At 62.7% G+C, this 26,218-nt stretch carries 24 protein-coding genes and 1 tRNA gene; 12 read left to right on the top strand and 13 right to left on the bottom strand.

From position 1 onward, the window contains the following. Positions 1–153: 153 nt before the first annotated feature. Positions 154–720: a YceI family protein gene (locus ASN89_RS26480; RefSeq protein WP_034779171.1), complete on the bottom strand. Its 567-nt coding sequence runs from the start codon at positions 718–720 to the stop codon at positions 154–156. Positions 721–1,175: 455 nt separating this feature from the next. Here ASN89_RS26480 and ASN89_RS26475 point away from each other — a divergent pair, with 455 nt between their 5' ends. The 4 genes from ASN89_RS26475 (at position 1,176) to ASN89_RS26460 (ending at position 4,295) form a co-directional block, all read left to right on the top strand. Further along, the gene (locus ASN89_RS26475; RefSeq protein ID WP_082654762.1) at positions 1,176–1,634 is read left to right on the top strand and encodes a YbaN family protein; all 459 of its coding nucleotides are present in this window, start codon (positions 1,176–1,178) and stop codon (positions 1,632–1,634) included. Positions 1,635–1,958: 324 nt separating this feature from the next. Continuing rightward, positions 1,959–2,768 (top strand): methionine ABC transporter ATP-binding protein, encoded by an 810-nt coding sequence (locus ASN89_RS26470; RefSeq protein ID WP_058051320.1) that lies wholly within the window; start codon positions 1,959–1,961, stop codon positions 2,766–2,768. Further along, entirely contained in the window at positions 2,761–3,435 is a 675-nt protein-coding gene (locus ASN89_RS26465; protein ID WP_058051319.1) for a methionine ABC transporter permease, read from the top strand. Before ASN89_RS26470 ends, ASN89_RS26465 begins: the two co-directional genes overlap by 8 nt. Positions 3,436–3,467: 32 nt before the next feature. Beyond that, on the top strand, positions 3,468–4,295 hold the full coding sequence (locus tag ASN89_RS26460) for a MetQ/NlpA family ABC transporter substrate-binding protein (RefSeq protein WP_046683993.1): 828 nt from the start codon (positions 3,468–3,470) through the stop codon (positions 4,293–4,295). A 77-nt stretch (positions 4,296–4,372) separates the two neighbouring features. Here ASN89_RS26460 and ASN89_RS26455 read toward each other — a convergent pair whose 3' ends face one another. Beyond that, complete coding sequence (locus ASN89_RS26455; RefSeq protein WP_058051318.1) at positions 4,373–4,990, bottom strand: OmpW/AlkL family protein; 618 nt, start codon at positions 4,988–4,990, stop codon at positions 4,373–4,375. 146 nt (positions 4,991–5,136) lie between these two features. After that, complete coding sequence (locus tag ASN89_RS26450; RefSeq protein ID WP_058051330.1) at positions 5,137–6,033, bottom strand: LysR family transcriptional regulator; 897 nt, start codon at positions 6,031–6,033, stop codon at positions 5,137–5,139. 235 nt (positions 6,034–6,268) lie between these two features. Here ASN89_RS26450 and fur point away from each other — a divergent pair, with 235 nt between their 5' ends. The 7 genes from fur to ASN89_RS26415 all read left to right on the top strand — a co-directional run bounded on the left by fur (position 6,269) and on the right by ASN89_RS26415 (position 10,979). Beyond that, complete coding sequence (fur, locus tag ASN89_RS26445) at positions 6,269–6,709, top strand: ferric iron uptake transcriptional regulator (protein WP_034756687.1); 441 nt, start codon at positions 6,269–6,271, stop codon at positions 6,707–6,709. 76 nt (positions 6,710–6,785) lie between these two features. Then, positions 6,786–7,151 (top strand): MerR family transcriptional regulator, encoded by a 366-nt coding sequence (locus ASN89_RS26440; protein WP_058051317.1) that lies wholly within the window; start codon positions 6,786–6,788, stop codon positions 7,149–7,151. 59 nt (positions 7,152–7,210) lie between these two features. Then, on the top strand, positions 7,211–7,801 hold the full coding sequence (locus tag ASN89_RS26435) for an NAD(P)H-dependent oxidoreductase (RefSeq protein WP_058051316.1): 591 nt from the start codon (positions 7,211–7,213) through the stop codon (positions 7,799–7,801). A 172-nt stretch (positions 7,802–7,973) separates the two neighbouring features. Then, positions 7,974–9,191 carry a SpoIIE family protein phosphatase gene (locus ASN89_RS26430; RefSeq protein WP_058051315.1) on the top strand — a complete coding sequence of 406 codons (1,218 nt, stop codon included), beginning with the start codon at positions 7,974–7,976 and terminating at the stop codon, positions 9,189–9,191. A 65-nt stretch (positions 9,192–9,256) separates the two neighbouring features. After that, entirely contained in the window at positions 9,257–9,814 is a 558-nt protein-coding gene (locus ASN89_RS26425; protein ID WP_058051314.1) for a SiaB family protein kinase, read from the top strand. A gap of 22 nt (positions 9,815–9,836) precedes the next feature. Beyond that, the gene (locus ASN89_RS26420) at positions 9,837–10,235 is read left to right on the top strand and encodes a DUF1987 domain-containing protein (RefSeq protein WP_058051313.1); all 399 of its coding nucleotides are present in this window, start codon (positions 9,837–9,839) and stop codon (positions 10,233–10,235) included. Positions 10,236–10,238: 3 nt separating this feature from the next. After that, positions 10,239–10,979: a GGDEF domain-containing protein gene (locus tag ASN89_RS26415; protein WP_046683987.1), complete on the top strand. Its 741-nt coding sequence runs from the start codon at positions 10,239–10,241 to the stop codon at positions 10,977–10,979. A gap of 14 nt (positions 10,980–10,993) precedes the next feature. On the opposite strand, the gene ASN89_RS26410 is transcribed toward ASN89_RS26415, so the two are convergent. The 9 genes from ASN89_RS26410 to ASN89_RS26365 form a co-directional block, all read right to left on the bottom strand. Then, entirely contained in the window at positions 10,994–11,707 is a 714-nt protein-coding gene (locus tag ASN89_RS26410; protein ID WP_046684589.1) for a substrate-binding periplasmic protein, read from the bottom strand. Positions 11,708–11,866: 159 nt separating this feature from the next. After that, positions 11,867–11,962: transfer RNA gene (locus ASN89_RS26405), tRNA-Sec, on the bottom strand. 12 nt (positions 11,963–11,974) lie between these two features. Then, positions 11,975–13,930, bottom strand: a complete 1,956-nt coding sequence (selB, locus tag ASN89_RS26400; RefSeq protein WP_058051312.1) for a selenocysteine-specific translation elongation factor — start codon at positions 13,928–13,930, stop codon at positions 11,975–11,977. Beyond that, complete coding sequence (selA, locus tag ASN89_RS26395; RefSeq protein ID WP_058051311.1) at positions 13,927–15,336, bottom strand: L-seryl-tRNA(Sec) selenium transferase; 1,410 nt, start codon at positions 15,334–15,336, stop codon at positions 13,927–13,929. The genes selB and selA overlap by 4 nt, the downstream gene beginning before the upstream one ends. Further along, on the bottom strand, positions 15,333–16,382 hold the full coding sequence (gene fdhE, locus ASN89_RS26390; protein ID WP_058051310.1) for a formate dehydrogenase accessory protein FdhE: 1,050 nt from the start codon (positions 16,380–16,382) through the stop codon (positions 15,333–15,335). Before fdhE ends, selA begins: the two co-directional genes overlap by 4 nt. A gap of 175 nt (positions 16,383–16,557) precedes the next feature. Continuing rightward, positions 16,558–17,229: a formate dehydrogenase subunit gamma gene (locus ASN89_RS26385; RefSeq protein ID WP_046683983.1), complete on the bottom strand. Its 672-nt coding sequence runs from the start codon at positions 17,227–17,229 to the stop codon at positions 16,558–16,560. Continuing rightward, positions 17,216–18,139: a formate dehydrogenase subunit beta gene (fdxH, locus tag ASN89_RS26380; protein ID WP_058051309.1), complete on the bottom strand. Its 924-nt coding sequence runs from the start codon at positions 18,137–18,139 to the stop codon at positions 17,216–17,218. Before fdxH ends, ASN89_RS26385 begins: the two co-directional genes overlap by 14 nt. A 13-nt stretch (positions 18,140–18,152) precedes the next feature. Next, positions 18,153–21,224 carry a formate dehydrogenase-N subunit alpha gene (gene fdnG / locus ASN89_RS26375; RefSeq protein ID WP_152988702.1) on the bottom strand — a complete coding sequence of 1,024 codons (3,072 nt, stop codon included), beginning with the start codon at positions 21,222–21,224 and terminating at the stop codon, positions 18,153–18,155. A 280-nt stretch (positions 21,225–21,504) separates the two neighbouring features. Then, positions 21,505–23,649 (bottom strand): TonB-dependent receptor, encoded by a 2,145-nt coding sequence (locus ASN89_RS26365; protein ID WP_058051307.1) that lies wholly within the window; start codon positions 23,647–23,649, stop codon positions 21,505–21,507. Between the two features lie 381 nt (positions 23,650–24,030). Between ASN89_RS26365 and ASN89_RS26360 the strand changes: the two genes are divergently transcribed. Next, positions 24,031–25,737, top strand: coding sequence for a methyl-accepting chemotaxis protein (locus tag ASN89_RS26360; RefSeq protein WP_046683979.1), 1,707 nt, complete (start codon positions 24,031–24,033; stop codon positions 25,735–25,737). A gap of 25 nt (positions 25,738–25,762) precedes the next feature. Here ASN89_RS26360 and ASN89_RS26355 read toward each other — a convergent pair whose 3' ends face one another. Beyond that, a complete protein-coding gene (locus ASN89_RS26355) occupies positions 25,763–26,215 on the bottom strand; it encodes a hypothetical protein (RefSeq protein WP_051991793.1) in 453 nt (150 codons plus the stop codon). Between the last annotated feature and the right edge of the window lie 3 nt (positions 26,216–26,218).

Below are 26,218 nucleotides of genomic sequence, written 5' to 3'. Positions count from 1 at the left end.
CCCGCCGCTTCTTGCGGCACCTGCAAAACCACGTAGGTCGGATTAGCGCGCAAGCGCGTAATCCGACACAATGTTGGCGCATGCCGGAATACACACGAAAAAATGGCGGCGGACCGAAGTCCGCCGCCATTTTTTTCGTCATGCAGCCGACAATTACTGCTTGATCGCTTCGATAGCAAACGTCAACGTCACGTCATCGCTGACAGCTGGCGCATATTTGCCGGCGTTGAATTCCGAGCGCTTGATCTTGGCCGTGGCGTTGGCGCCGCAAGCGTCTTTCTTCAGCATCGGGTGCGGTGCGCAGGTGAACGAGGTGACTGTCAGGGTCACTGGCTTGGTCACGCCTTTCAGGGTCAGGTTGCCGTCGACGGAGGCCAGCTTGTCGCCGTCGAAATTGAACTTGGTCGACTTGTAGGTGGCGACCGGGAACTTGGCCGTGTCGAGGAAATCTTCGCCCTGGATGTGCGAATTGAACAGGGTCGAACCCGTGTCGACGGACTTGGTATCGATCAGCACTTCGACGGCGCCCGTCTTGGCGGCGCGGTCCAGGGTGACCTTGCCGGTAGTGTTATTGAAACGGCTTTGCTGCGTCGAGAAGCCCATGTGGGTGTACTCGAAACGGGGGAAAGTGTGGCTGCCATCGATGACATAGACTTCTGGAGCGGCAAAAGCGGACAGCGAGAAGCCGGCGGCGGCGATAAAAGCGAGCAGTTTTTTCATGATGGATTCCTGATAGGAGTGGAGGATGTCAAAACCGCAAGCAGCTGCAGGCGGGAAGCGCTGCGGCTGATTGTCTGGCTTCAGTTGCAACAGATTATGCATGGCATGAAGATCGATGTAAAACGGAAAATATACCTAGTTAGCATCGAAAAAATCGATAGTAACGGTAATGGTGTCCATGACAGCGTCTTCTGCTGCCGATTATTGTCTGCATTGCCAAAAATATCCAGCGTTATCAGCTCATCAAATGAGAATGATTCTTGTTATTACCCTGTGAAATGGTTATCATCGCGGCCCTGGCAGGCATGCAGCGCCGCCTTGATTCATCCATAATAGAGCAGAACACAGCACAGAAAAAACATGACGGCCCCCTGCCAAGATACGCGCACCTTGAACGCACTTCCCACCGCCTCCCCGCCCCGCAGCCACGGCCTGAGCGCCGGCGCCTTCGCCTGATGCGGGAGCCGCACGCCCAGGTGCCACTGCGCGAAGCGCACGGCGTACGCCTGCGCCGCTGGGCCTGGACGGCTGCCGGTGCCCTGATGGTGCTGCTGGGGATCATCGGCGCCATGCTGCCCGTCATGCCGACGACGATTTTCCTGATCCTTGCCCTGGCCTGCTTCAGCCGCGCCTCGCCGCGCCTCGAGCACTGGCTGCTGCATCATCCCCGCTTCGGCCCGCCGCTACGCCAGTGGCGCGAACACCGCGCCGTCTCGCGGCGCGGCAAGGCCATGGCTTGCCTGGGCATGGCCATCGGCTTTGTCGCCATGTGCCTGGGCCACCCGCCGTGGTGGGTCATCGCCATGGTGGGTGCCATGGAAATCGCCGTCCTCGTCTACCTGTTGCGGCGTCCCGAAGGCCCTGCCGCCAGCGGGGCAGAATCTGCCCCCGAAGAGGGCAATGGCGGGCAGTAAACCGCCGCGCCCGCATCCAGAAAACGGCAAGTGAGCCGAACTGCACATAAAAGCACCGCGATGCGTCCGCAGGGCATGGCGAACTTTTCACCAAGATGCGGCTCCTTCGCGCCCGTCCACGTGATTAAATTCGGCAAGAACGCCGCTTTCCCGCTTTTTCAACCAACAAACAGGCGCATAGACATTATTTGCATATTCAAAGCAAGATTCTGTCGTAGGAGTAATAACACGATCGGAGGTATACTACGCAACCGACGTAACAGGCTGGGCGATTTGGCCCCTGCAAGCGCGCCTGTCACGGTCCAATAAAAAAGGAAACACTGCATGACCACATCACACCGCACGCCGGTGATTCGCATCGATGGCGCAAACAAGACTTTTGCGCTGCCCAAAGGCGAACAATTCCACGCGGTCAAATCGGTCACGCTGGAAGTCTATCCCGGTGATATTTTCGGCCTGATCGGCAAGAGCGGCGCCGGCAAATCGACCCTGCTGCGCCTGATTAACCTGCTCGAGCGTCCCGACAGCGGCACCATTACCGTGGCCGGGCGCGAACTGACCCGCCTGGGCAAGAGCGAATTGCGCGACGCGCGCCAGAATATCGGCATGATTTTCCAGCAATTCAATCTGCTGCAGAATGCCAGCGTCTTCGACAACGTCGCCTTCCCCCTGAAAATCCATGGCACGACCAAGGGCGAGCAGATCGCCGCCAGAGTCGAGGAATGCCTGGCGCTGGTCGGCCTGTCCGACAAGCTGCACAGCTATCCAGCGCAATTATCCGGCGGGCAGAAGCAGCGCGTGGCCATTGCCCGCGCCTTGGCCAGCCACCCCGACGTGCTGCTGTGCGACGAGCCGACGTCCGCGCTGGACGCGGAAACGACGCGCGCCCTGCTCGACACCCTGCGCGACATCAATGCGCGCCTGGGTGTGACCATCGTCATCGTCAGCCATGAGCTGTCGGTGCTGGGCGCCATCTGCAACCGCGTCGCCGTCGTGGAAAAAGGCGCCATCGCCGAACAATTCGATCTAAGCGACACGGCCACCCCGCGCAAGACGGCGCTGGGACGCGAGCTGGCTTATTACGGCACCGAGGCGTTTGAAGCCACCGCATGGAAGGATGCAACACATGTTTGAAGAATCGATCAATAACGTCATCAACCTGCTGCCGGAAATCTGGGTGGCGCTGGGCCAGACCATGACCATGCTGGGCATTGGTCTCACAGCCGCCATCCTGATCGGCGGCCCGCTGGGCATCTTGCTGTTCCTCGTCTCGGAAGGCCAGTCGCTGGAAAACCGTCCGCTGTCGATGATCCTCGGCTGGCTGGTGAATACCGTGCGCAGCTTCCCGTTCATCATTTTGCTGGTCGCCCTGACGCCGTTTACGCGCATCATCGCAGGCACGTCGATCGGCCCGCTGGCGGCCAGCGTGCCGCTGTCGTTTGCCGCCATCCCCTACCTGGCGCGCCTGGTGGAACAGAACCTGCGCGAAGTACCGCGCGGCGTGATCGAGGCGGCGCACGCCATGGGCGCGTCGGAAATGCAGATCATCTTCCGCGTGCTGCTGGTGGAAGCGCGTTCCGGCCTCGTGCTGGCCCTGACCGTGCTGTCGATCAGCTTCCTGTCGTATTCGGCCGTGGCCGGCGTGGTGGGCGGCGGCGGCATCGGCGACCTGGCCATCCGCTACGGCTACTACCGCTTCGAGACGGACATCATGGTCGCCACCGTGGCCATCCTGATCGTGCTGGTGCAAACCATCCAGTTCGCCGGCACGCGCATCGCCAAGCGCCTCGACAAACGTTAATTCATCTTCAGTATTTCAGTACAAGGAAAAGCATGAACCACATTCGCCGCACCCTGCTCCTGGCCGCAACCAGCCTGGCCTTCGCCACCGCCGCCCACGCCAAGGACCCGAAAGAACTCGTCATCGGCACCAGCTCCGGCCCGTATTCGGACCAGCTGAAGCTGGGCATCAAGCCTATCCTGGAAAAACAGGGCTACAAGGTCAAGATCGTGGAATTCAACGACTACGTGCAGCCGAACTACGCGCTGGCCGAAGGCTCGCTGGACGCCAACGTGTTCCAGCACATCGTGTATCTGACCAAGTTCGCCACCGATAACAAGCTGCCATTGAGCCCCCTGATCACCGTGCCGACCATGCCGATCGGCCTGTACGGCGGCAAGCAGAAAACGCTGGCCGACGTGAAGAACGGCGCCACCATCACCATGCCGAACGACCCGACCAACCAGGCGCGCGCGCTGGTGATGCTGGCCAAGATGGGCTGGATCAAGCTCAAACCGAACGTCGATCCGCTGCGCGCGTCCGAACGCGACGTGCTGGAAAACCCGAAGAAGCTGAAACTGGTGCCGCTGGAAGCGGCGCAGCTGCCACGTTCGCTGGCGGACGCCGACTACGCTTTCGTCAACGGCAACTTCGCCCTGGCCGCCGGCATGAAGCTGACCTCGGCCCTCGCCGTGGAAAAGATCTCGGACAGCTACATCAACCTGGTCGCCATCCGCACGGCCGACAAGGCCAAGCCATGGGTCAAGGATCTGGAAGCGGCCTACCGCTCGCGCGCCTTCCTCGACGCGACGAACAAATACCTGGCCGGCTATGAAAAGACGGATTACCAGCTGGCGCTGGAAAAAACGCTGAAAAAATAAACGGTACGCTTGAAACGTAAAAAGGACGGCTGTTGCCGTCCTTTTTTTTCGCCCGCGCTACGCGGACATGCCAACACTTAGAAGCGGTAACCGACGCCGACGCCGATCAGGATAGGATCGACCTTGACTTCGCTGGCCTTTGCGCCACCGATGAAGACGTCGCTGCGGATCTGTACTTTCTTGATGTCCAAGTTCAAGGACCAGTTTTTATCCAGCTTGTAGTCGACACCGGCTTGCAGCGAGTAACCCCAGCTGTCGTGCTCCAGGCGGCCGGCGCCGTTCAGCAATTTCACGTCCGAGATATTCGTGTAGTTGATGCCGGCACCCACGTATGGGCTGAACTGTTTTTCCGGCATGAAGTGGTATTGCAACGACAGGGTCGGCGGCAAGTGCTTGAAGGTACCGATATTGTTGCCGTCGAGCTTGACGTCATGCTTTTGCGGGTAGGTCAGGATCAGCTCGGCGGCGATATTCGGGGTAAAGAAGTACGAAATATCGATTTCAGGAATCGTCTTGCTGCTGACCGTCAAACGGTCGGATGCGCCGACGCCACCAACAGGAGCAGATTTATCGGCCGGATCGATGTGCACGGCGCGGGCACGGACCAGCCATGGGCCTTCCTGTGCCATTGCGTTGCTGGCGAATGCGCCGATGGCGGCCAGGACGATTGCTGCTGCAGTTGCGGACTTTTTCATTCTAGTTCCCTCTTTTTGTCGTTAAGTAACGCTGCGAAGTCTAAGAGTGCAGTGCAACAAAAACTTTGATCCACATCAAATAGTGCTAGATGGCATCAATAGAGGGATTTTTTCCTTTGCCCAGATCAAGAAAATGCGGCAGCGCGTCAATTCGCTTCGGCAAACAGGCCGGTGACCCAGTCGGCAAACACGCGCACGCGCGGCGACAGTTGCCGGTGGTGCGGATACAGCACGGACACGGGCAGCGGGTCGGGACGCAAGTCCCGCAGCACTTCCACCAGCTCGCCCGCGTCCAGCGCCTGCTCCAAGTGATAACGGGGCGCCTGGATCAGGCCCATGCCCGCGCGGCAGCAGGCGTGATACGCATCCGCATTGTTGACGGACACCGTGCCCGGCAAGGCCACGCTGTGCCGCTGGCCATCTACCTTGAAATCGAAGGGCCAGACCTTGCCCGTCTGGGCGGAAAAGAAATTGACGGCGCGGTGGCCATCGAGCTGCGCCAGATTCTCCGGCGTGCCGTGCGCGGCCAGGTAGGCGGGGCTGGCGCAGGTAAGCTGTTCGAGCAGCGCCACCCGGCGCGCCACCATCGACGAATCACTCAATTCACCCACGCGCAGCACGCAATCGACGCCTTCGCGCACCAGGTCGACGAGGCGGTCGCCCATGCCGATTTCCAGTTCGATCAAGGGATAACGGGTGCAGAACTGGTCCAGCACGGGCATGACGAAATGCATGGCCAGGGTCGCATGCAAGTCGATGCGCAGCTTGCCGGCCGGCTGCTGCGCCACTGAGGAAAACACGGCTTCCGTTTCTTCCAGGTCCGCCAGCAGGCGCACGCAGCGCAGGTAATACGCCTCGCCATCGGGCGTGGGCGTCACTTGCCGCGTGGTCCTCTGCAGCAAGCGCACGCGCAGCCGCGCTTCGAGTTGCTTGATCGCATGCGTGACGGTGGCCTTCGGATAGCCGAGGTCATGCGCCGCCTGCGTGAAACTGCGCAACTCGACGATGCGCGTAAAGATGCGCATCGCATCAAATCGGTCCATGCCCTGCCCCATTGTTATTCCTTGCTGCACAGTGTAGCGATATCGCTCTTGATTTTGCAATACCAACGGAAGATGCGTACAACGCAATCGGACCTTGCACCGATGTCACTGGTTTGCAGGCCAGCCGGCCAGCATACTATTTCCAGTTCACACGATACAAATGAGAATAGTAATGATTATCATTTGCGATATAATGAATGACCTCGCTAGGCGACTACAAAAAGGAATGGGAGACATGGATATATTGAGGGAACTGCGTGAATCGGGATTGAAAGTCACCATCCCCCGCTTGCGGATTCTGCAGCTGTTTCAAGAAGGCACGATCAAGCACCTGAGTGCGGACGATGTCTACAAACTCTTGCTGGCCGAAAAAATCGACGTGGGCCTGGCCACCATCTACCGCGTGCTGATGCAGTTTGCCGAAGCGGGCATTCTGTTTCGCCGCCACTTCGAATCGGGCCACGCCGTCTTCGAACTGAACGAAGGCCAGCACCACGACCACCTGGTCTGCACCGGTTGCGGCAAGGTCGATGAATTCGTCGATGAAGGCATCGAACTGCGCCAGAACGAGATCGCCGCCGAGCGGGGCTTCGTGCTGCACGAGCACGCGCTGTCGCTGTACGGCACCTGCGCCGAATGTACGGCCAAGAAAGTGCCGCCGCGCAAAGCGTCCTGAGGCAGCGCGCAATCTAGCGCCAAGCGGCCCGCCTGCGCTACACTGCGTGCGCCGCAGTTCTCGACAAAGGAAAGCCATGTACATCGGAGAAATCGCCCGCCTGGCGGGCACCTCGCCCAAGGCCTTGCGCCACTATGAAGCGCTGGGCTTGTTGGGTGACGTGCGCCGCTCGGGCGCCTACAGAGTCTACACGCAGCAAGACCTGGCGCAAGTCAAGCTGATACGCCAGGCGCAGGTCCTGGGCTTCCGCCTGGCCGAACTGCTGCCCGTCCTGGCCGGTGACGATACCGACTGGGCCGCCCTGTCGCAGCACATCGCCGCCAAGCGCGCACAGGTGCAGCAGGATATCGTCCGCCTGCGCCAGCTCGACGCGCAACTGGCCGACATCGACACGGAAATCGGCGACTGCCTGGCGCGCCAGCGTCTGCAACAGGCCGCTTGACTCTGCCACTAGGGACAGGCTTTAGCATGCAAGCTCTTCTTTAACGGACAGCCTGCATCATGACCAAGACGACACCCAAGCGCATTTTGATTATTCTCGGCCACCCGTCCAGCGACAGCTATTGCGCCGCCCTGGCCGAAGCCTACGCCGCCACGGCCCGCAGCGAAGGCCACACCGTGCGCGAACTGCGCCTGGGCCAGCTGGTCTTCGACCAGAACCTGCATGAAGGCTACCGCCAGGTGCAACCGCTGGAAGCGGACTTGCTGGCGGCGCAGGAAGCCATCACCTGGGCCGAACACCTGGTGTTCGCCTACCCGATCTGGTGGGGCGGCGCACCGGCCCTGCTGAAAGGCTTCGTCGACCGCGTCTTCCTGCCCGGTTTTGCCTTCAAGTATCGCCCCGGCAAGGCTTTCCCGGCGCAGTTGCTGTTGGGCCGTACGGCCCAGCTGCTGGTATCGATGGATACGCCGCCCTGGTATTTCCGCTGGATCTACCACATGCCCGGCATCCACCAGCTGCGCAAGACGACCCTGGAATTTTGCGGCGTCAAGCCCGTCAAGGTGGCCAGCTTCGGTCCCATTTTGAACTCCATCGAAGCGCAGCGCGAGCGCTGGCTGGAACAGGCGCGGGCACTGGCCCGGCGCCTGTAAGTTGCTTGCCATGCAGCCATCTTGCATACGGTTTTGACAAGCTCGTAATCAAGCCGTCACATTCAAAGGCTACCATGATGATATTGCCTGTTTGTCAGTCGCCTTGCTCTCGCGACAACAAGGGTCCGACCGTCATCTAAAGGTAGCCGCTGTGGAGTTCAACGCTTCTCGATTGCATCTTCCCCGTTATCGCACGTCCGTGGCGTCCGACCTGTGCATCCCCACGGAATCCGTGCAGGCCGACGCCAGCAATTTCGCCGTGCTGGAACTGTTCACGGAGCGGCGCGACATGATGAGCCTGCCCGTCACGGAGCAGCAGCGCCCTATCGGCTTGATCAGCCGCAACATCTTCATGTCGCAGATGTCCAAGCCCTTCTATCACGAGGTGTACGGCAAGAAGAGCTGCATCGCCTTCATGGACAAGGAACCGCTGATCGTCGACGGTGCCATGAGCATCGAAGACCTCACCTTCCGCGCCGTGGAAGCGGGCGAGAAGGCGCTGGCCGACGGCTTCATCATCACCGAGGCTGGCGCGCTGGCCGGCGTGGGCTTCGGCTTGCAGCTGATGAACGTGGTGGCCACCATGCAGGCCGAAAAGAACCGGCAAATCATGCACAGCATCGATTACGCCAGCGTGATCCAGCGCGCCCTGCTGCGCACTTCCGATGCGGAATTGCGCGCCACCCTGCCCGATGCGCACCTGGAATGGCAGCCGCGCGACGTCGTCGGCGGCGACTTCTACTTTTTCGAACGCCATGCGGACGGCTGGTTCGCCGCCATCGCCGACTGCACGGGCCACGGCGTGCCGGGCGCCTTCATGACCCTGATCGCCTCGTCGGCCCTGAGCCAGGCCCTGCGCGAGCTGGGGCCGCACGATCCGGCCGCCCTGATCGGCGCCGTCAGCCGCGCCATCAAGACCCTGCTGGGCCAGGATGGCGCCAGCAGCAGCGAGGCCACAGGCCACGTCGGCTCGAACGACGGCATGGATTGCGCCTTTTTGTGCTACGACACGGCCAGCGCCAGCCTGCGTTTCGCGGGGGCGAAACTGGCGCTGCACGTGGTGGCGCCGGGCGACGAGAGCGTGCGTGCCATCGACGGCGCGCGCATGGGCGTGGGTTATGTCGACACGCCGGCCGGCTACTGCTGGCACAACGAGACGCTGGCCATCCTCCCCGGCAGCCTGCTGTTTCTCACCACCGACGGCTTGCTCGACCAGATCGGCGGCGCGCGCGACATCGCCTACGGCAAGCGGCGCATGCGCGAGCAGCTGCTGGCGCGACGCGACGCTCCCGCCGGCGACGTGGCGGCGGCCCTGCTGCAGGACAGCGCCGCCTGGCAGGGAGCGCAGCCGCGCCGCGACGACCTGACCTTTTTCTGTTTCCGCCTGTAGTTTTGGCGCCATCGAGTCACCTTATCAACAAGAAACCGGGTCACCGGCTAGCCAGGAGCACGGACGTGCTGTACGAAGAATTCAACGAGTTTTGGGATGTGGCGCGCAAGCGCAACATCATCTTTTTTTACGTGGGCTATTTCTCGCAGCACGTGGTGAACGCCATTTCCGAAACCATCAAGGCGCGCCTCGATACGGCCGGCGCGGCCGGACCCACGCGGCGGCGCATCTTTTCCTCGTTCATCGAGATGTCGCAAAACATCATGCACTATTCCGCCGACAGCCTGACGCCCGATGCGCAGCTGGACCAGCAGATGCGGCGCGGCTCGTTTTGCATCGGCACGCGCGGCGACAGCTTTTTCCTGCTGTGCGCCAACCCCGTCTCGACGGACAACGTGGCGCAGATCCGCGCCCGCCTGGAACCGCTGCACACCATGACGATTGAAGAAATCCGCCTCGCGTATAAAAAGGCCCTGCGCGAGGAAGCGCCGGCCGACAGCAAGGGCGCGGGCCTGGGTTTTCTCACCATGGCGCGCGACGCCAGCGAGCCGCTGGAATTCGAGTTCGTCCAGGATCCCCAGGAACCGGGCCACACCATCTTCTGCATCAAAGCCATCATTTGAAAGAGCCGACTCAGGAAAGTATATGCAATTACCGTCACCACTGTTCATCGCCGCGACCCCGAGTTCGCCCGAAATCGACTTCCGTTTCGAGCAGCACACCCTGTCGATCAAGGGCGAATCGTATCCGGAAAACGCAGCCGCCTTCTATGGCCCGCTGATCGCCGCCGTGCGCGCCTACCTGGAAGGCTGCCGCGAAGCGGCCATCACCGTCAACGTCTCGCTGGCCTACTTCAACAGCTCGAGCACGAAGATGCTGTTTACCCTGTTCGACACCCTGAACCAGGCAGCCATCGATGGCAACCATGTGCGCCTGAACTGGTACCACGACGAGGACGACGACACCATCCTGGAATTCGGCGAGGAACTGCAGCAGGACTTCACGGCGCTGGACTTCCACGACCATCCCGTGCAAGGCAGCTAGGGCATGCGCGCCGCCCTCTCCGAGTCCGGCCTGGAGCCCGACCTGTTCACCGTGGAAGCGGCGGCGCTGGCCGCCGCGCGCCGCATGCACGCCGACGCCAACGCCTCGGGCGCGGAACAGCGGCGCGTGCTCGGTGAACTGATCATCCACTACGAGCGGCTGATGCGCGAGACGCGGCGCCTGATCGGCCGCAGCGACCGCGCCGAGCGCGACATGCATCTGCTGAACCGCCAATTGCAGACCCTGGCCGGCCAGCTCGAATACCGCGCCACGCACGACCCGCTGACGGGCGCCCTGAACCGCGGCGCCGTGATCGACCACGCGTCGCGCTGCCTGGCGCAGGGCGACATGGCGCTGATCGTGCTCGATATCGATTTATTCAAGCAGGTCAACGACGACTTCGGCCACCCGGCCGGCGACGGCGTGATCCAGGCCGTGGTCGACTGCCTGAAAGGCTTGCTGGGCCAGGAGACGGCCATCGGCCGGGTCGGCGGCGAAGAATTTTCCGTCGTCTGGCCCACCTCCTCGCGCGACGACGCGGCGCAAGTGGCGCAGCGCATCTGCGAGACCGTCGGCCGCCAGCGCCATGCGGCGCCCATCACGCGCGCCATCACCGTCAGCGTGGGCCTGAGCTGGAACCGCGCCGGCACGCCGTTCGAGACGGCCTACAGCCATGCGGACCAGGCCCTGTACCAGGCCAAGCGCGAAGGACGCAACTGCGTGCGCCAGTGGCTGGAGAGCTGAATCAGTGCACTGAATCAGCGCAGCTGCTCGCGTGCCATGCTGCCGTCGCGGCGCATGGCGGCCGCCGCGCGCTGCATGGCCGCCACCTGCGCCTCGGGCAGTTGCTTGTTGCAGGCAAGGTAAGTCTGCACGCGATTAAAAGTCAGCAGCGGCACCACCTTGCCCGCCCACTCCTTGCCCACAAACGGCTTGCTGCCCACGGCCATGCCCACGGCCCACAGGTCGATGCGCCCCAGCAGCAGTTTTTGCGGATTGAGCCACTCCTGCGTCACGGGCGCCACGTTCATGCCGCGCTGGCGCAGGTAGTCGTCGCGCGCGTCGCCGAGCACCGTGCCGATCACCAGGCCGCGCGCATCGTCGAGCGTGCGCAGCGCCAGGTGCCGCTCGGCCAGGCCATAGAGTATCCATTCCGCTTCGTTGAGGGGGCCGATCCAGCGAAATTGCGCTTCGCGCTCCTGCGTGCGGCTGGTGGAAAAGATACAGGTGTCGGCTTCGCGCAGCGCCTGCGCGTACGCGCGCTTCCACGGCAGCAGTTCGATACTGTAGGCAATTCCGGCGCGCGCCATGATGTCGCGCACCTTGAGCGTTTCACGCCCCACGACGACATTGCCTTCCATCATGCTCGATGGCGGCAAATGCTCGCCGACGATGCGCAGGCCGGCCGCCGCGGCCAGCGCCGGCATCAGCAGCGCCACCGCCAGCAGCCGTGCCATGCTTCCTTGTTTCATGCTTGCTTTCATCTGCTACAGGGGATTCAAGCCGATGTTACCATTGGCTCCCCCACGGCATCGCCGCATATTGCCAGTTCAATCAACTATTTTCGGCAGCGTGGCAACAAGCCAACGCCAGCAGAACGCCATGCGCGAGGGGATGAGATGAAAAGTAACTGGCGGAAAACAGTAGGAGTCGAACCTACGGGAGAACGTCTGACGCCCTCCACCGGGTTTGAAGCCCGGCCACATCACCGGATGAGTGTGCTTTCCGCGGTGCCTGAGCTAGCTGTTGGGCGAGGCTGCCGTATAGGACCAGAGCGCCTGCGGGCGCAATAGATGCCCATTGCCAACACGACGAGTATAACCGACGCGGTCGAAGAATTCCAAGACCTGGATCGCCCGCTTGCGGCCCAGGCCGCTGGCGTCGCGGAAGGTGGCCGCGCCCACGGCGCCGGAACCGGGCGCCAGATTCTCGTCCAGTTCCGCTTTTTCGGTCAGGGTGCGCACCAGTTGCGCCAGCTCGGCCAGCGCCGCCTGATGATAGAACAGGTCGTGCACGACCTGGCTGATCTGGCCTGCCTTGGCAAGTTTGCGCAGCAGCCTGCGCGTCTCATCCTCGGCCAGGCCGAAGCCCCGCGCCAGGTCGCGCGTCCACGGCGGATCGGCTCGCCCCTGCTCCAGCGCGGCCAGCAAGGGCTCGGCCACCGATTGCTCCTGCGGCGTCAGTTCCACGCTGTGCGTCGGCAAGTGCAGGCTGGCGCCGCGCGCGAGGAGCTCGCCACGCGCCAGCAAGCCTTCGACCAGGTGGCTCCACAAGGCGTCTTCCATCTCCGCGTCGACGATGCGTTTCAGGCGCCACAGTTCCGGCCCCGCCTCGTCGGGGGCGCGCGCGTGGAAGATTGCCAGAGCTTCCAGCACCCGCTCCTGCAGCGCCAGCAAGGCCGGTGGCGCCACCAGCAGGGCGTCGCCGCCGCGCAGGACGATGCGCCGCGTCTCGGGCGGCAGCGCGATGGCCGCCGCCGGCAGCAGGGACAGGCGCACCAGCAGCGACTCGCGCAGCCCCAGCGGGCTTTGCGCCAGCAGGTCCGCATAGTCGCCGTGCGCGATGAACGCGGCCAGCGCATCGAGCCATGCCAGCCTGGCCGGGCTGCGCCGCTTGCGCGCAGGGCCGAAGGGATCGAGCACCATGCCGCCACCGATGGTGTGCGTGGCTTGCGCATTGCGCACGACGAAGCGGTCGCCCGGCACGCCGTGCATGGGGGCGTCGAACACCAGTTGCGCTCTTCCAGTCTGCCCCGGCGACAGGGTCTCGCCATCGAGCATGACGGCGCGCGCCAGCTGGTGCGCCGCGCCCAGGTGCACGTGCAGCGGCGACCAGGCTTTCAGCTGCACGCCCGCGTCGGGCAAGAGCGTCAGTTCCACGTCGAGGCGCTCGGAACACTGCGCCAGCTCGGGCGCGACGATCCAGTTGCCCCGCTCGATACGCTCGCGGTCGATGCCGGCCAGGTTCAGCGCCAATCTCTGGCCCGCCATGCCCGTTTCGGCCGCGCGGTTCTGCGCATGGATGCTGCGCACACGCGCCTGCGCGCCGCCGGGCGCCAGTTGCAGCATGTCGGCCACCTGCGCGCGGCCCGCCAGCGCCGTGCCGGTAACGATGGTGCCCTGCCCCGACAAGGTGAACACGCGGTCCACGCCCAGGCGGAACAAACGCCGCTCGTCGCGCTGCGGCAGACTGCGCGCCACTTGCGTCAGGTGCGCCAGCAAGGCGGCCACGCCGGCATCGTTGTCAAGATTGGCGGCCGTGGGAAAAATCGGGCTGCCCGCCAGCGGCGTGCCGGCCAGCAGCGCTTCGATGTCCGCCTCCACCTGCGCCACGCGGGCGCTGTCGGCGCGGTCGATCTTGGTCAGCGCCACGGCGCCGCGCGTCACGCCGAGCAGCTGCAAGATGGCCAGGTGTTCGTGCGTCTGCGGCATGATGCCGTCGTCGGCGGCCACCACGAGCAAGGCGAAGTCGATGCCCGTCACGCCCGAAGCCATGGTGCGGATGAATTTTTCGTGGCCAGGCACGTCGATCACGCCCAGCACCGTGCCATCCGCCAGCGGCAGGTAGGCGTAGCCGAGTTCTATCGAAATGCCGCGCGCCTGCTCTTCCTTCAGGCGGTCCGTGTGCACGCCCGTCAATGCGCGCGTGAGGGTCGTCTTGCCATGGTCGATATGGCCTGCGGTGCCGACGATCATGCGGACAACTCGCCGAGCTGCGCGATGAAGGCCGTCTGGTGCGCCGCTTCCAGGCAGCGCAAATCGAGCCACAAGGTGTCTTGCCCGATGCGCCCGATCACGGGGCACGGCAAGGCGCGCAAACGCTGTTCCAGCACACCCAGGGGATTGCTCAGGCGCGAGCCGGGCGCGCTGCGAATGGCCAGGCCAAAGCTGGGCAGCTGGTCGACGGGCAAGGCGCCGCTGCCGATCTGGCTTTTCATGGCTTCCGCCGTCACCACGTACTGCAAACCCAGCGCGCCTTGCAGCAGCGGCAGCAGGGTTTCCGCCTGCGCGCGCATGGCGGCGGCGGGACGCGTCAACAGGCGCAAGGTGGTCAGCCGTTCGGCCAGCAAGTCCGGCGCGCGGTACAGCTGCAGCACGGGAGCCAATGCGGCCAGGGTCAGCTTGCCGACCCGCAGTGCGCGTTTCAAGGGGTTGCGCTTGATCTTCGCGATCAGGTCGGCGCGCCCGACGATGACGCCGCATTGCGGGCCACCGAGCAACTTGTCGCCGCTGAAGGTCACCAGGTCGGCGCCCGCTTCGATGGTTTCGCGCACCGTCGTTTCATGCGGCAGACCGTACTGCGCCAGGTCGACCAGGGTGCCGCTGCCCAGGTCCACGGCCGTCGGCACGCCGTGTTTTACGGCCAGCGGCACCAGTTCGTCGAGCTCCACGCTTTTCGTGAAACCGGTGATCGCGTAATTGCTGCAATGGACCTTCATCAGCAAGGCAGTGTTCTCGTTCACGCCATTCGCGTAGTCGGCCAGGTGCGTGCGGTTGGTGCTGCCCACTTCACGCAGCACGGCGCCCGCGCGCGTCATGACGTCGGGGATGCGGAAGGCGCCGCCGATTTCCACCAGTTCGCCGCGCGAGACGACGACCTCCTTGTTCTGCGCCAGGGTGTTCAGCATCAGCAGCACGGCGGCCGCATTGTTGTTGACGATGGTGGCCGCTTCGGCCCCCGTCAATTCGCGCAGCAGTTCCTCGACCAGGTCGTCGCGGTCGCCCCGCTTGCCCGTTTCCAGATCGAATTCCAGGTTCATCGGCCACTGCAGCGCCTCCACCACGGCCTGCACGGCCGCGTCGGGCAGCAGCGCGCGGCCCAGATTCGTGTGCAGCACGGTGCCCGTCAGGTTGAAGACGGCGCACAGCTGCGTACACGCTTGCGCTTGCAGCCGTTCGTCCATTTGCGCGACGATGGCGGCGATCGATGCGCCCTCCTCGCACACTGCGCCGGCCAGCATGGCCGTGCGCAGTTCGGCCAGCACGGCGCGCGCGCAGGCCAGGGTCTGCGCGCGGCCGTAATGCGCAATCAGGTCCAGGCAAGCCGCGTCGCCCAGGATGCGGTCGACCGACGGCAGGCGCACGGTTTGCCCCGTCGTCATGACGGCTGGCCTTCGCTGCTTTTGCCCAGCCACAGCAGCGGATTGCCGCTGGCGCGCTGGTAGCCCGCTTCGCCCACCAGCAGGTCGAGCATCAGGCTGGCCAGGTCGTCGGCCAGCGGTTCGACGTTGTAATCGTGTTCCTGATTGAAGACTTTTCGATACGTATGGCAGTCGTCGCAGGTTTCCGCGCGCGCCACCTTCTTCGGATCATTCGCCTTGTTCGGCAATTTGTCGTCCTTCGCCGTCACGGGGTCGAACGGCTTGGCATCGGCCGCGTCCAGGCCCTGGTAGGCGATCTTGCCATTCTGTTCGCAGGTCGAGCACTTGACGCGCACCATATGCCATTCGCTTTCGCAAATGCCGCAATGCAGGTAGCGGTAACCCTGCGACTGGCCGCCGATGCGGATCACGCTGGCGACGGGGTGCGAACCGCAGACGGGACACAAGGTGCCCGTTTCCAGGTCCGGCACGCGCGCGGCGCGCAATTCGCTGGCCGATACCGACCACAGGATTTGCAGGGCGGCCGCGACGAACGGCGCATGCATGGGATTGAGGTTGTCGCCGTTTTCATCGAGCACGGCATCGGCGCAGGCGTCCAGCGCAGATGCATCGAGTGCGCGCAGCTGGGCCAGCACCTGGGTCAGGCCGCCGGACAGTGACGGCTGGCTTGCAGCCGTGGCGGCCAGTTCATCGAGCAGGCTGGCGAAAATGTCGCGCCAAACGGGCGGACGGGCGCCGCTGACGGGCAGCACCGGCATGCGGTGCTGGATGGCGCGGCGCAGCGCGTCCGGGTCGGCGGCAGGCACGGCGCCGGGCGCCAGTTTTCCCACCACAGCGGCCTGCGCATCGGCCAGCGCGGCCATCAGCACCAGGTAGCCCTGCATGCCCGCGTCGACGGGGATGCCCTTGATGTTACCTTGCGCCAGTTCGCGCAGGCGCAAGGCGCGCGCCTTGAACAGACTGTCAGGCTGCGGCAGCAGCAGGCGCGGAATCGCGTTGTGGTCCAGGCCTTCGATTTCGCCTGGCTGGAGTATGCGTTGTACCAATGGAGTTTTCCCATCAAAAAAGGCAAGGCAGAGCCAGCGGATTTGGCTGTGCTGTAAAAGTATTTTAATCGATAAAAAGAAAGGGGCCAGTCCTGGGGGACTGGCCCTGGCATACGAAAACGCCGGCGGCGGAGCATGTCGGCTTACGCGAAGCTAAGCCGACCTACCCTGCTGCCTACTTTCTCGTATTACGCACCACCGATTCAAACCACTTCGGATGGTGCTTGCGCGCCCAGCCATAGGTGACGGTGCCGCGCACCATGGCGCCGATCGAGCCCTTGACCCAGAGGGCCGCATAGATGTGCACGATGATCGAGCAGATGATGCCGAACGCGCACACGGCGTGCAGCAAGGCGGCCGCGCGGATGACGGGGATCGGGAAATAGAACGCGAAATACGCGCGCCAGATCACGATGCCCGACAGCAGCAAGCCCACCATGCAAGCGAGCAGCACGAAGAACAGGATCTTCTGGCCGGCATTGTATTTGCCGATCTTCGGAAGCTTTTCTTCGCGGTTGTTGAGCACGTCATCCATCTGTTTCAGCCACTGCTTGTCGCCGTCCTCGAACTTGTTGTGGTGCCAGAAGCGCACCACTAAAATCGCGAACGAGACGAACATCACCAGGCCGGCAAACGGATGCAAAATGCGCGTCCATTGCCCGCCGCCGAACAGGTTCGCCAGCCACGCCATCGACGGATGGAACATGGCCAGGCCGGACAGCGCCAGCATGACGAAGGTGATGGCCGTGACCCAGTGATTCGTGCGCTCGTTGGGGTTGTAGCGTTCGATCAAGGGATTGCCATCCTTGTCGCGCAGCTTTCCATCATGCAGATCACTGTGGCTCATGGTCTTCCTCCCGTATGCGCTTGGCCTCTTCCAGCGCTTCGTGCTCTTCGTCCTTGCTCACTTCGTTCGGACCGACACGCGTGTAATGGAACAGGCCTGCCAGAGCCGTGGCGGCCATGCCGGCCACTGCCAGCGGTTTGGACCAGCCCTTCCAGAAGCCCACCATCGGGCTGATGCGCGGACGTTCCGGCAAGTTCGAATACAGCTTCGGCTTGTCGGCATGGTGCAGCACGTACATCACGTGCGTGCCGCCCACGCCCAGCGGATCGTACAGGCCCGCGTTCTCGAAACCGCGCGACTTCAGGTCGACGATGCGCTCTTCCGCATGCACCTTCATGTCTTCCTTGGTGCCGAACACGATGGCGCCCGTCGGGCAGGTTTTCACGCAGGCCGGTTCCTGGCCCACAGCCACGCGGTCCGAGCACAAGGTGCACTTGTAGGCGCGGTCGTCCTTTTTCGAAATGCGGGGCACGTCGAAAGGGCAGCCGGCCACACAGTAGCCGCAGCCGATGCAGTTTTCCTGGTGGAAGTCCACGATGCCGTTCGTGTATTGCACGATGGCGCCCGGCGCCGGACAGGCTTTCAGACAGCCCGGGTCCTCGCAGTGCATGCAGCCATCCTTGCGGATCAGCCACTCGAGGTTGCCGTCGTTGTTTTCGTGTTCGGCAAAACGCATCACCGTCCACGATTGCGGCGTCAGGTCCGTCGGATTGTCATAGGTGCCATGGTTTTCGCCGACTTCGTCACGCAAGTCGTTCCATTCCATGCACGCCGTCTGGCAAGCCTTGCAGCCGATGCATTTCGACACATCGATCAGCTTGGCCACGGTGCCCGTCACCGGGCTGCGTGCTTGCGGCGGGGTCACCGTGGTAGCCGACAGGCGCCGGATATCTAAGGATTGCAGTGCCATTATTGAGCTCCCATCATGCTTTTTCCACCTTCACGAGGAAGGACTTGAATTCCGGCGTTTGCGAATTCGCATCCCCCACGCCCGGTGTCAGGGTATTGATCAGATACCCCGGCTTGGCCACGCCCGTAAAGCCCCAGTGCAGCGGCAGGCCCACGGTATGCACCGGCTTGCCCTCGATCATCAAAGCCTTGATGCGCTTGGTGACGACGGCCTTGGCGATGATGTGGCCCCGCTTGGAACTGACGCGCACTTCTCCGCCGGCAACGACGCCGATGCTCTTGGCCAGCTCTTCGCCGATTTCAACGAATTGCTGCGGCTGGATGATGGCATTCAGGCGCGCATGCTTGGTCCAGTAATGGAAATGCTCGGTCAGGCGGTAGCTGGTGGCCACATGCGGATATTCCTCATGCGTGCCGAACATTTTCCGGTCATCGGCGAACACGCGCGCGGCCGGATTGCTGGTCGCTTGCGGGTTTTTCGGATGCATGGGGTTGTAGCCCAGCGGATTTTCGAACGGCTCGTAATGCTCGGGGAACGGTCCTTCGGCCATGGCGCCACGCGCAAAGAAGCGCGCCACGCCCTCGCCCAGCATGATGAACGGACCCATGCCGTTTTCCGGCGGTTCGTCGACCTTGAAGTCGGGAATATCGGCCCCGCTCCAGTTCGTCCCATTCCACTCGATGAGCTTGCGGGTCGGGTCGAAAGGCTTGCCCTTCAAGTCGCACGAAGCGCGGTTGTACAGCACGCGGCGGTTCGCCGGCCACGCCCAGGCCCAGCCCAGGGTCTGGCCGATGCCGGTCGGGTCGCTGTTGTCGCGCCGTCCCATCTGGTTGCCCGCCTGCGTCCAGCTGCCGGCGAAAATCCAGCAACCGCTGGTGGTCGTGCCATCGTCGCGCAATTGCGCAAACGAGGCCAGCTGCTCGCCCTTTTTCACCAGCAGCTTGGTCGGATCCTTGAGATCGTACAAGTCGGCCAGCGCCTTGCCGTTGAATTCACGGGCGATTTCTTCCGGCTGCGGGTTATGCGGCTGCGCATAATTCCACGTCAGGTTGAGAATCGGATCGGGGAACTTGCCGCCCTCTTTCTGGTACATGCTGCGCATGCGCAGGAACAGGCCCGACATGATCTCGAGGTCGCTGCGCGCCTGGCCCGGCGGTTCGGCCGCCTGCCAGTGCCACTGCAGCACGCGCGAGGAGCTCACCAGCGAACCGCGTTCCTCGGCGAAGCAGCTGGTCGGCAGGCGGAACACTTCCGTCATGATCTTGGTGGGATCGACTTCGTGGTACTGCCCGTGCGCCTTCCAGAATTCGCCCGTTTCCACGGCCAGCGGATCCATGATGACGAGGAACTTCAGTTTCGACAGTGCTTCCGTGACCTTCTGCTTGTTCGGCGCGGACGCCAGCACGTTGAAGCCCTGGCAGATATAGCCCGTCATCTTGCCTTGGTGCATGTTCTCGATCGCTTGCATCAAGTCATACGGCTTGTCGAGCTTTGGCAGGTAGTCGAAGGCGTAGTTGTTCTCCGCGGTGGCAAAGTCGCCCCACCACGTCTTCATGAAGCTGACGTGGAATTTGCGGTAATTGCTCCAGTAGCTGAGCTGGTTCGGCCGCAGCGGCTTGGTGGCGCGCGCGGCGATATAGCCATCGAAGTCCTGCTCGCCCTCGTTCGGCAAGGTCATGTAGCCCGGCAACAGGTTCGACATCAGGCCCAGGTCGGTCAAGCCCTGGATGTTCGAGTGGCCGCGCAAGGCGTTCATACCGCCGCCGGCGATGCCCATATTGCCCAGCAACAACTGCACCATGGCGCCCGTGCGGATGGTTTGCGCACCCGTCGAGTGGTGCGTCCAGCCCAGCGCGTACAGGATGGTACCGGCGCGTCCCGGCACGGCGGTCGAAGCCAGGGCTTCCGCCACCTTGTGGAACTTGTCGGCCGACACGCCGCACGTACGTTCGACCATCTCGGTCGTGTAGCGTGAGTAGTGCTTCTTCATCATCTGGTAGACGCAGCGCGGGTGTTCCAGGGTCGGGTCGACCTTGGCATAGCCATCGTCGCCGATCTCGTAGTCCCAGGTGGCCTTGTCGGTGTACTTGCCTTTTTCCTTGTCGAAACCCGAGAACAGGCCGTCCTCGAACGCATAATCTTCGCGCACGATGAAGGGCATGTCCGTGTAGTTGCGCACGTACTCATGCTGGATCTTGTCGTTCGTCAGCAGATAATTGATGATCGCGCCGAGGAAGACGATGTCCGTGCCGGTACGCGTGGCGCAGTAGTAATCTGCCACGGATGCGGTACGGGTAAAACGCGGATCGACAACGATCAGCTTGGCCTTGTTATGCGCCTTCGCTTCCGTTACCCATTTGAATCCGCAAGGATGTGCTTCCGCTGCATTGCCGCCCATGACCAGGATCACGTCGGCATTCTTGATATCGACCCAATGATTCGTCATCGCGCCACGGCCAAACGTCGGGGCAAGACCTGCCACCGTCGGTCCGTGTCATACACGCGCCTGATTATCAAAGGTCAGCATCCCCATGCTGCGCACTGTCTTGTGGGTCAGATACCCGACCTCGTTGCTGCCGGCGGACGCGGCCAGCATGCCGGTGGAGAGCCAGCGGTTGACGGTCTTGCCGTCGGCATTCTTTTCGATCAGGTTGGCGTCGCGGTCATCCTTCATCAGGCGCGCGATCTTGTCGAGCGCCACATCCCAGGAGATCGGTTGCCATTCCGTGCCGCCCGGTGCGCGATACTCGGGCACTTTCAGGCGGTTCGGGCTGTGGATGAAGTCGACCAGGCTGGCGCCTTTCGGGCACAGGGTGCCGCGGTTCACCGGATGATCGGCATCGCCTTCCACGTGGATGATGCTGGAGACGGCATTTTTCGCACCGTCGCCCAGCCCATACAGCAGGACGCCGCATCCTACCGAACAGTAGGGACAGGTATTGCGTGTCTCGGTCGTGCGAGACAGCTTGTATTGCCGCACTTCCGCCATCGCCTGGCCCGGTGCGAAACCGAGCAGGGCGAGGCTGGAACCAGCAATGGTCGCGCCAGTTACCCGAAGGAACTGGCGCCTGGACATCTGAACCATATTCAGGCCTCTATGATGTGAGTAAATAAAAGTCATACGGCGTCGTGGTCGTGTCATATCATCAAGATATAAGCACCATGCCTGTGCCGTATGACAGCATTTTACCTCCCAATCCCGATCAAGGCTCAGTCCGCAGGAGAACGTTTCCTTTAGTCAACATTAATTTGACTGTACCGAACATTTCCTCTAAACCATGCCAGCCTGCCCGGTTCACTTGCATTTCGCTACCCACCATGAAAAAAACCCGCTCGCAAGCGGGTTTTTCGGAGACAGCAAAAAGTTACAGGCTGTAGCGCAAGGTCAGCGCCACATTGCGCGGGGCGCCCGGCAAGCTCAGGTTCGGGCTGGAGCCGTGGCCCGACACGATGTAGCGCGTGTCACCGATATTGTTGATGTTCAGCTGCACTTCATAGCGGCCCGTGCGGTATGCGGCCATGGCGTCGGCCGTCACGTAGCCGGGCAAGACCACCGTGTTGCCGGCATTGGCGAAACGGCTGCCGACGGCATTCGCGCCGCCGCCCACGGTGAAGCCGTGGCCCAGGTCTTTCGTCAGCCACACATTGGCCATGTTGCGTGCCGTCAGGGTGGCGCGCTTGCCTTTGACGTCAACGGAGCCAGCCGCATTCACGCTCGTGTCCTTGGCGATGGAGTCCGTGATGGTGGCGTCCAGCCAAGCGTAGCCGGCCATCATTTTCCAGCCATCGTGCAAGTCCGCATTGAAGGTCAGTTCCAGGCCATCCGTGCGCTGCGTGCCGATGGGCACGATACGGTTCGTGATCGGTTCGCTGCTCTTGATATTGTCGCGCTCCAGGCGGAACAGCGACACGGTGGCGTTGGCGCGGCCGCCCCACAGGTCGTACTTGGCGCCCACTTCCGTGTTGCGCGTGGTTTCCGGCGCCAGGTCGGCATTGTTGGCGGCCAGGGCGAAGTTTTCGCCGCTCGGCTGGAACGAGCGGCTCCACGACGCGTAGTACGATTGCACGGCGCTCGGTTGCCAGACGAGGCCCGCGCGGGGGCTGTAGGCCGAATCCGTGCGCGACAAATCCGCCGTCGTCACGCCCAGCGCATTGGCCAGGCGCGACTGCTGCTTGTAGCGGTCGTAGCGCAAGCCGGCCAGCGCCTTCCACTCGTCGCTGAAGCTGATGGCGTCCTGCACATAGGCGGCGGCCGTGTCATAGGTACCGAAGGTATCACTGCGCGCGCCCAGCTTGCTGCGATCGACGACGGGCAGAACAGGATTGAAGATCGACACGGGCTTCGCAGGTGTCGTTACAGCGATGGCGGCCCAACTGTTGGCATCCTTGTTTTGCTTGCCGAATTCGGCGCCGTACAGCACTTCATGGCGCAAGGTGCCCGTGACCAGCTTTTGCGTCAGTTCCGTCTGGTTGAACCAGCCGCTCTCGTCGCGGTTCAGCTTGGCGTGGCCCAGGTTCATCGTGCCCTTGACTTCGTTGACGTTGCCGGAAATATTCGTGTTGTTGCGGTCCAGGTGGTAATCGTAGTAGCGGAAGGCATTGCGCAGCGACAGGCTATCGCTGAACTTGTGTGTCAGGGTGGCGGCCGTGGACACCACGCGCGACTGGCTGAAGTCCGCATCGCGGGCATTCGCGGCGCCAAAATAGGTGCGCGCATCGACGGCGACAGGACGGCCCTGATAGGACGGGATGCCGAAGTCCGTCAGGCGGCGGTCTTCCAGGTAATCGCCCTGCAGCAGCAATTTGGTGGCGCCGGAGAGGCGGATGGCGACGGAGGGCGACAGCGCCGTGCGGTTGATGAATTGCTGGTCGCGGTAGCTGTCCGACAATTCGCGCGCACCCGTGAAGCGCCAGTCCACCGTCTCGCCGACGCGGCCTACGTCGACTTCGCCGCGGCGTCCTTTTGTATTCGTCAGGCTCAGGGCCACGTCCGTGATATCGATACCTGGCTTCTTCGTGATGCGGTTCACCAGCCCGCCCGAGGAACCGCGGCCGTACAGCACGGCGGCCGGCCCCTTGATCACTTCCAGGCGCTCCACGTTCGACAGGTCGCGGAAGTACAGCGCGTCATCGCGGAAGCCGTCGACGAACTGGTCGCCGATGGCCGTGAAGCCGCGGATGAACACCTGGTCGCGCTGGCCGTCGCCCGTGGACAAGCCCACGCCGGGGATGTTCTTCATGATGTCCTGGATCGACATGGCGTTCTGGTCGCGGATGACGGCGGCCGGCACCACGTTGATCGTCTGCGGCACGTCGCGCAGGGCCATTTCCGTCTTGGTGCCGCTGGCCGAGGTGGCGGCGACATAGCCATCCTTGTCCTTCGACGCCGTGACGGTAACGGCGGGCAAGCTTTCCTGCGCCCAGGCCGCCAATGGCGTGGCGCCCAAGGTCAAGGCGCCCAATACGGCGATGGTGATCGGTTTACATCCTGGCGTGCGACGTTGCTGCATACAATTCCCTGGTCGATGTTTTAATACGAATGATTATCATTAGTATTTTATCAGGCAAGCCTGCATAAAGTAAGCACTTCTGTAAGTGATAGTACTTATGGACTAGGTACTTGATGTAAAAACACAACAGGAAATCAATATCAAAAAATAATTAAAATTGCTTTGAAAAACTATTTCTCTGCGTCAATGCTATACTTGCGGCTTGCTGGGCAGCGGTCAGCCTGACCGACAAGCCCCTTGCTTCACCTCCAACGCCACGCTCAGCGCGGCGCGCCGCACAGCCATCCGCGGCACCCGAAGACCCCGATCCCCTGCGCCTTGCGGCGCCTGTCCGCCCCTGCTGGCGGCGGCGATCATGACTATTAAACTGTTAGGAATTACATGAAAAACCTGAACATCGGCAGCCGCCTTGGCGTCGGCTTTGCTGTCGTATTGCTGTTGCTTGCCGCCTTGACCATCACCGCCCTCGTGCGCATGCAAACGGCCAGCGACCTGACTTACCGCCTCATCAATACCAGCATCAAGAACCAGCGCATGGTGGCCGAATGGTCGAAGATCATTGAACTCAACAGCGTGCGCGGCGTCGCCTCGTTCGAGATCACCGATCCTGTCGTGCGCGCCAAGATCGAGGAAGACTTGAAAGTCGATGCGGAGCGTTCCAGCAAGCTGCAGGACGACATCGTCGCCTCCCTGCTCAACCCGGCCGTGATCGAGCAATTCAAGGTCGTGCGCAAGGTGCGCACCGACTACGTGACGACGCGCGCACGCGCCTTCAAGATGAAGGCCGACGGCGACATGGCGGGCGCCAAGGTCGTGTTCGACAAGGAAGTCGCACCGATCACCGTGGCTTACCTGGCCGAAGTCAAACGCTTTGCCGGCATGCAGATCAAGGCGGCCGACGGCGTCGGCAACAGCATCATCGAAGCCTACAGCGGCACCCGCATTTTCCTGATCACCATGGGCGTGCTGGCCGTGCTGATGGGCATCGGCTTCGCGTGGTGGATCACGCGCTCGATTACCGGCCCCATCCGCGCCGCCGTGAAAGTGGCGGAAACCGTGGCAGCGGGCGATCTGACCAGCACCATCATTGCGCAAGGCCGCGATGAAACGGGCCAGCTGATGCACGCCCTGAAAACCATGAACGACAGCCTCGTCGGCATCGTGGGCCAGGTGCGCAGCGGCACCGACACCATCGCCACGGCATCGGCCGAAATCGCCGCCGGCAACCAGGACTTGTCGTCGCGCACGGAGCAGCAAGCCAGTTCGCTGGAAGAAACGGCCTCGTCGATGGAAGAACTGACCTCGACAGTAAAACAGAACGCCGACAATGCGCGCCAGGCGAATAAACTGGCCGGCGACGCAGCCGGCATCGCCAGCCGCGGCGGCGCCGTGGTGGCCGAAGTGGTCGCCACCATGAGCGAGATCAATACCTCGTCGAAGAAGATCGTCGACATCATTTCCGTCATCGACGGCATCGCCTTCCAGACCAACATCCTGGCCTTGAACGCGGCCGTGGAAGCGGCGCGCGCCGGCGAACAGGGCCGCGGCTTTGCCGTCGTGGCCACCGAGGTGCGCAACCTGGCGCAGCGCTCGGCGGCGGCGGCAAAAGAGATCAAGGGCTTGATCGACGACTCCGTGCAAAAAGTCGACGTGGGCACGGACCTGGTCGACAAGGCCGGCAAGACAATGGAAGAAATCGTGCAAAGCATCGGCTTCGTCACGTCCATCATGAGCGAGATCAGCAACGCCAGCGAAGAGCAGAGCGCGGGCATCGAGCAAGTCAACCAGGCCATTTCCGAAATGGACCAGGTGACCCAGCAAAATGCGGCACTGGTGGAAGAAGCGTCGGCAGCAGCCGAAGCGATGCAGGAACAGGCGAGCGAACTGGCGCAGGTAGTCAGCGTCTTCCGCCTGGACGCCAACGCCGCGGCGACCGACCGTTTCAGCGTGAAAGCTACGCAGCGCAGCGTGCCGGCAGCGCCAGTCGCACCAGCCCGCAAGGCCTCGGCCCCTGCCCTGCGCCTGCCGGTGATGCGCACCAGCAGCAAGGCAACGGCGCCGGCCGAAGGCGAGTGGGAAGAGTTTTAAATTTTCTTCAGCAAGCCCTGCGGCATCAAGCCGCGCGGGCTTGCGCCTGGGCGATCAGTGCCGCCAGTTCGCGCGGCACGGATTGCCCCAGAAATTCCAGCGCCAGCGCCTCCGGATCGATGGCGGCGTCCGCCGGCAAGCCATGCTCGAAGCCGCCCACCATGGTGCGGCAAAAATGCGGCGATTCCGCCCGCGTTTCCACATACCAGCAGCCCGCATGACCCTGCACGAAGTATTCGCCGATAAAGTAGCCGAGCATGGTTTTCACCCATTGCCAGCTTTCGTCGCGGATGACGATGGTGCGCATGGCCGCATCGATGTACGGCAGGTATTCGGCCGCATTCGTCAACACTTCGTGCGCGGGCTGGATGCCCAGGCGCTCGACAAAGTTCACCAGCGACGCGCCCAGCGCGTCATAGTAGGCATCAAAAGCCGTTTGGCTTTGCTGCAATAATTGCTCTTGTTCGTACGACAGCATTCA

This window comes from Janthinobacterium sp. Ant5-2-1, from assembly GCF_001445815.1.
In the GTDB taxonomy this organism is placed as follows: Bacteria; Pseudomonadota; Gammaproteobacteria; order Burkholderiales; family Burkholderiaceae_D; genus Janthinobacterium; species Janthinobacterium lividum_E.
The sequence above is the reverse complement of the archived record's forward strand: the minus strand, read 5'-3'. Positions and strand labels throughout refer to the sequence as shown.

What these genes read in the sequence shown, in the direction of transcription:
- ASN89_RS26385 (WP_046683983.1), bottom strand. Translation starts at nt 17,229, where the DNA reads ATGAGCCACAGTGATCTGCATGATGGAAAGCTGCGCGACAAGGATGGC.
- selB (WP_058051312.1), bottom strand. Translation starts at nt 13,930, where the DNA reads ATGATCGTCGGCACCGCAGGCCATATCGACCATGGCAAGACGACCCTC.
- ASN89_RS26455 (WP_058051318.1), bottom strand. Translation starts at nt 4,990, where the DNA reads ATGAAAAAGTCCGCAACTGCAGCAGCAATCGTCCTGGCCGCCATCGGC.
- ASN89_RS26470 (WP_058051320.1), top strand. Translation starts at nt 1,959, where the DNA reads ATGACCACATCACACCGCACGCCGGTGATTCGCATCGATGGCGCAAAC.
- ASN89_RS26410 (WP_046684589.1), bottom strand. Translation starts at nt 11,707, where the DNA reads ATGAAACAAGGAAGCATGGCACGGCTGCTGGCGGTGGCGCTGCTGATG.
- ASN89_RS26440 (WP_058051317.1), top strand. Translation starts at nt 6,786, where the DNA reads ATGTACATCGGAGAAATCGCCCGCCTGGCGGGCACCTCGCCCAAGGCC.
- ASN89_RS26475 (WP_082654762.1), top strand. Translation starts at nt 1,176, where the DNA reads ATGCGGGAGCCGCACGCCCAGGTGCCACTGCGCGAAGCGCACGGCGTA.
- ASN89_RS26415 (WP_046683987.1), top strand. Translation starts at nt 10,239, where the DNA reads ATGCGCGCCGCCCTCTCCGAGTCCGGCCTGGAGCCCGACCTGTTCACC.
- ASN89_RS26365 (WP_058051307.1), bottom strand. Translation starts at nt 23,649, where the DNA reads ATGCAGCAACGTCGCACGCCAGGATGTAAACCGATCACCATCGCCGTA.
- ASN89_RS26460 (WP_046683993.1), top strand. Translation starts at nt 3,468, where the DNA reads ATGAACCACATTCGCCGCACCCTGCTCCTGGCCGCAACCAGCCTGGCC.
- fdxH (WP_058051309.1), bottom strand. Translation starts at nt 18,139, where the DNA reads ATGGCACTGCAATCCTTAGATATCCGGCGCCTGTCGGCTACCACGGTG.
- ASN89_RS26465 (WP_058051319.1), top strand. Translation starts at nt 2,761, where the DNA reads ATGTTTGAAGAATCGATCAATAACGTCATCAACCTGCTGCCGGAAATC.
- selA (WP_058051311.1), bottom strand. Translation starts at nt 15,336, where the DNA reads ATGACGACGGGGCAAACCGTGCGCCTGCCGTCGGTCGACCGCATCCTG.
- ASN89_RS26420 (WP_058051313.1), top strand. Translation starts at nt 9,837, where the DNA reads ATGCAATTACCGTCACCACTGTTCATCGCCGCGACCCCGAGTTCGCCC.
- ASN89_RS26355 (WP_051991793.1), bottom strand. Translation starts at nt 26,215, where the DNA reads ATGCTGTCGTACGAACAAGAGCAATTATTGCAGCAAAGCCAAACGGCT.
- ASN89_RS26435 (WP_058051316.1), top strand. Translation starts at nt 7,211, where the DNA reads ATGACCAAGACGACACCCAAGCGCATTTTGATTATTCTCGGCCACCCG.
- ASN89_RS26360 (WP_046683979.1), top strand. Translation starts at nt 24,031, where the DNA reads ATGAAAAACCTGAACATCGGCAGCCGCCTTGGCGTCGGCTTTGCTGTC.
- ASN89_RS26450 (WP_058051330.1), bottom strand. Translation starts at nt 6,033, where the DNA reads ATGGACCGATTTGATGCGATGCGCATCTTTACGCGCATCGTCGAGTTG.
- ASN89_RS26480 (WP_034779171.1), bottom strand. Translation starts at nt 720, where the DNA reads ATGAAAAAACTGCTCGCTTTTATCGCCGCCGCCGGCTTCTCGCTGTCC.
- fur (WP_034756687.1), top strand. Translation starts at nt 6,269, where the DNA reads ATGGATATATTGAGGGAACTGCGTGAATCGGGATTGAAAGTCACCATC.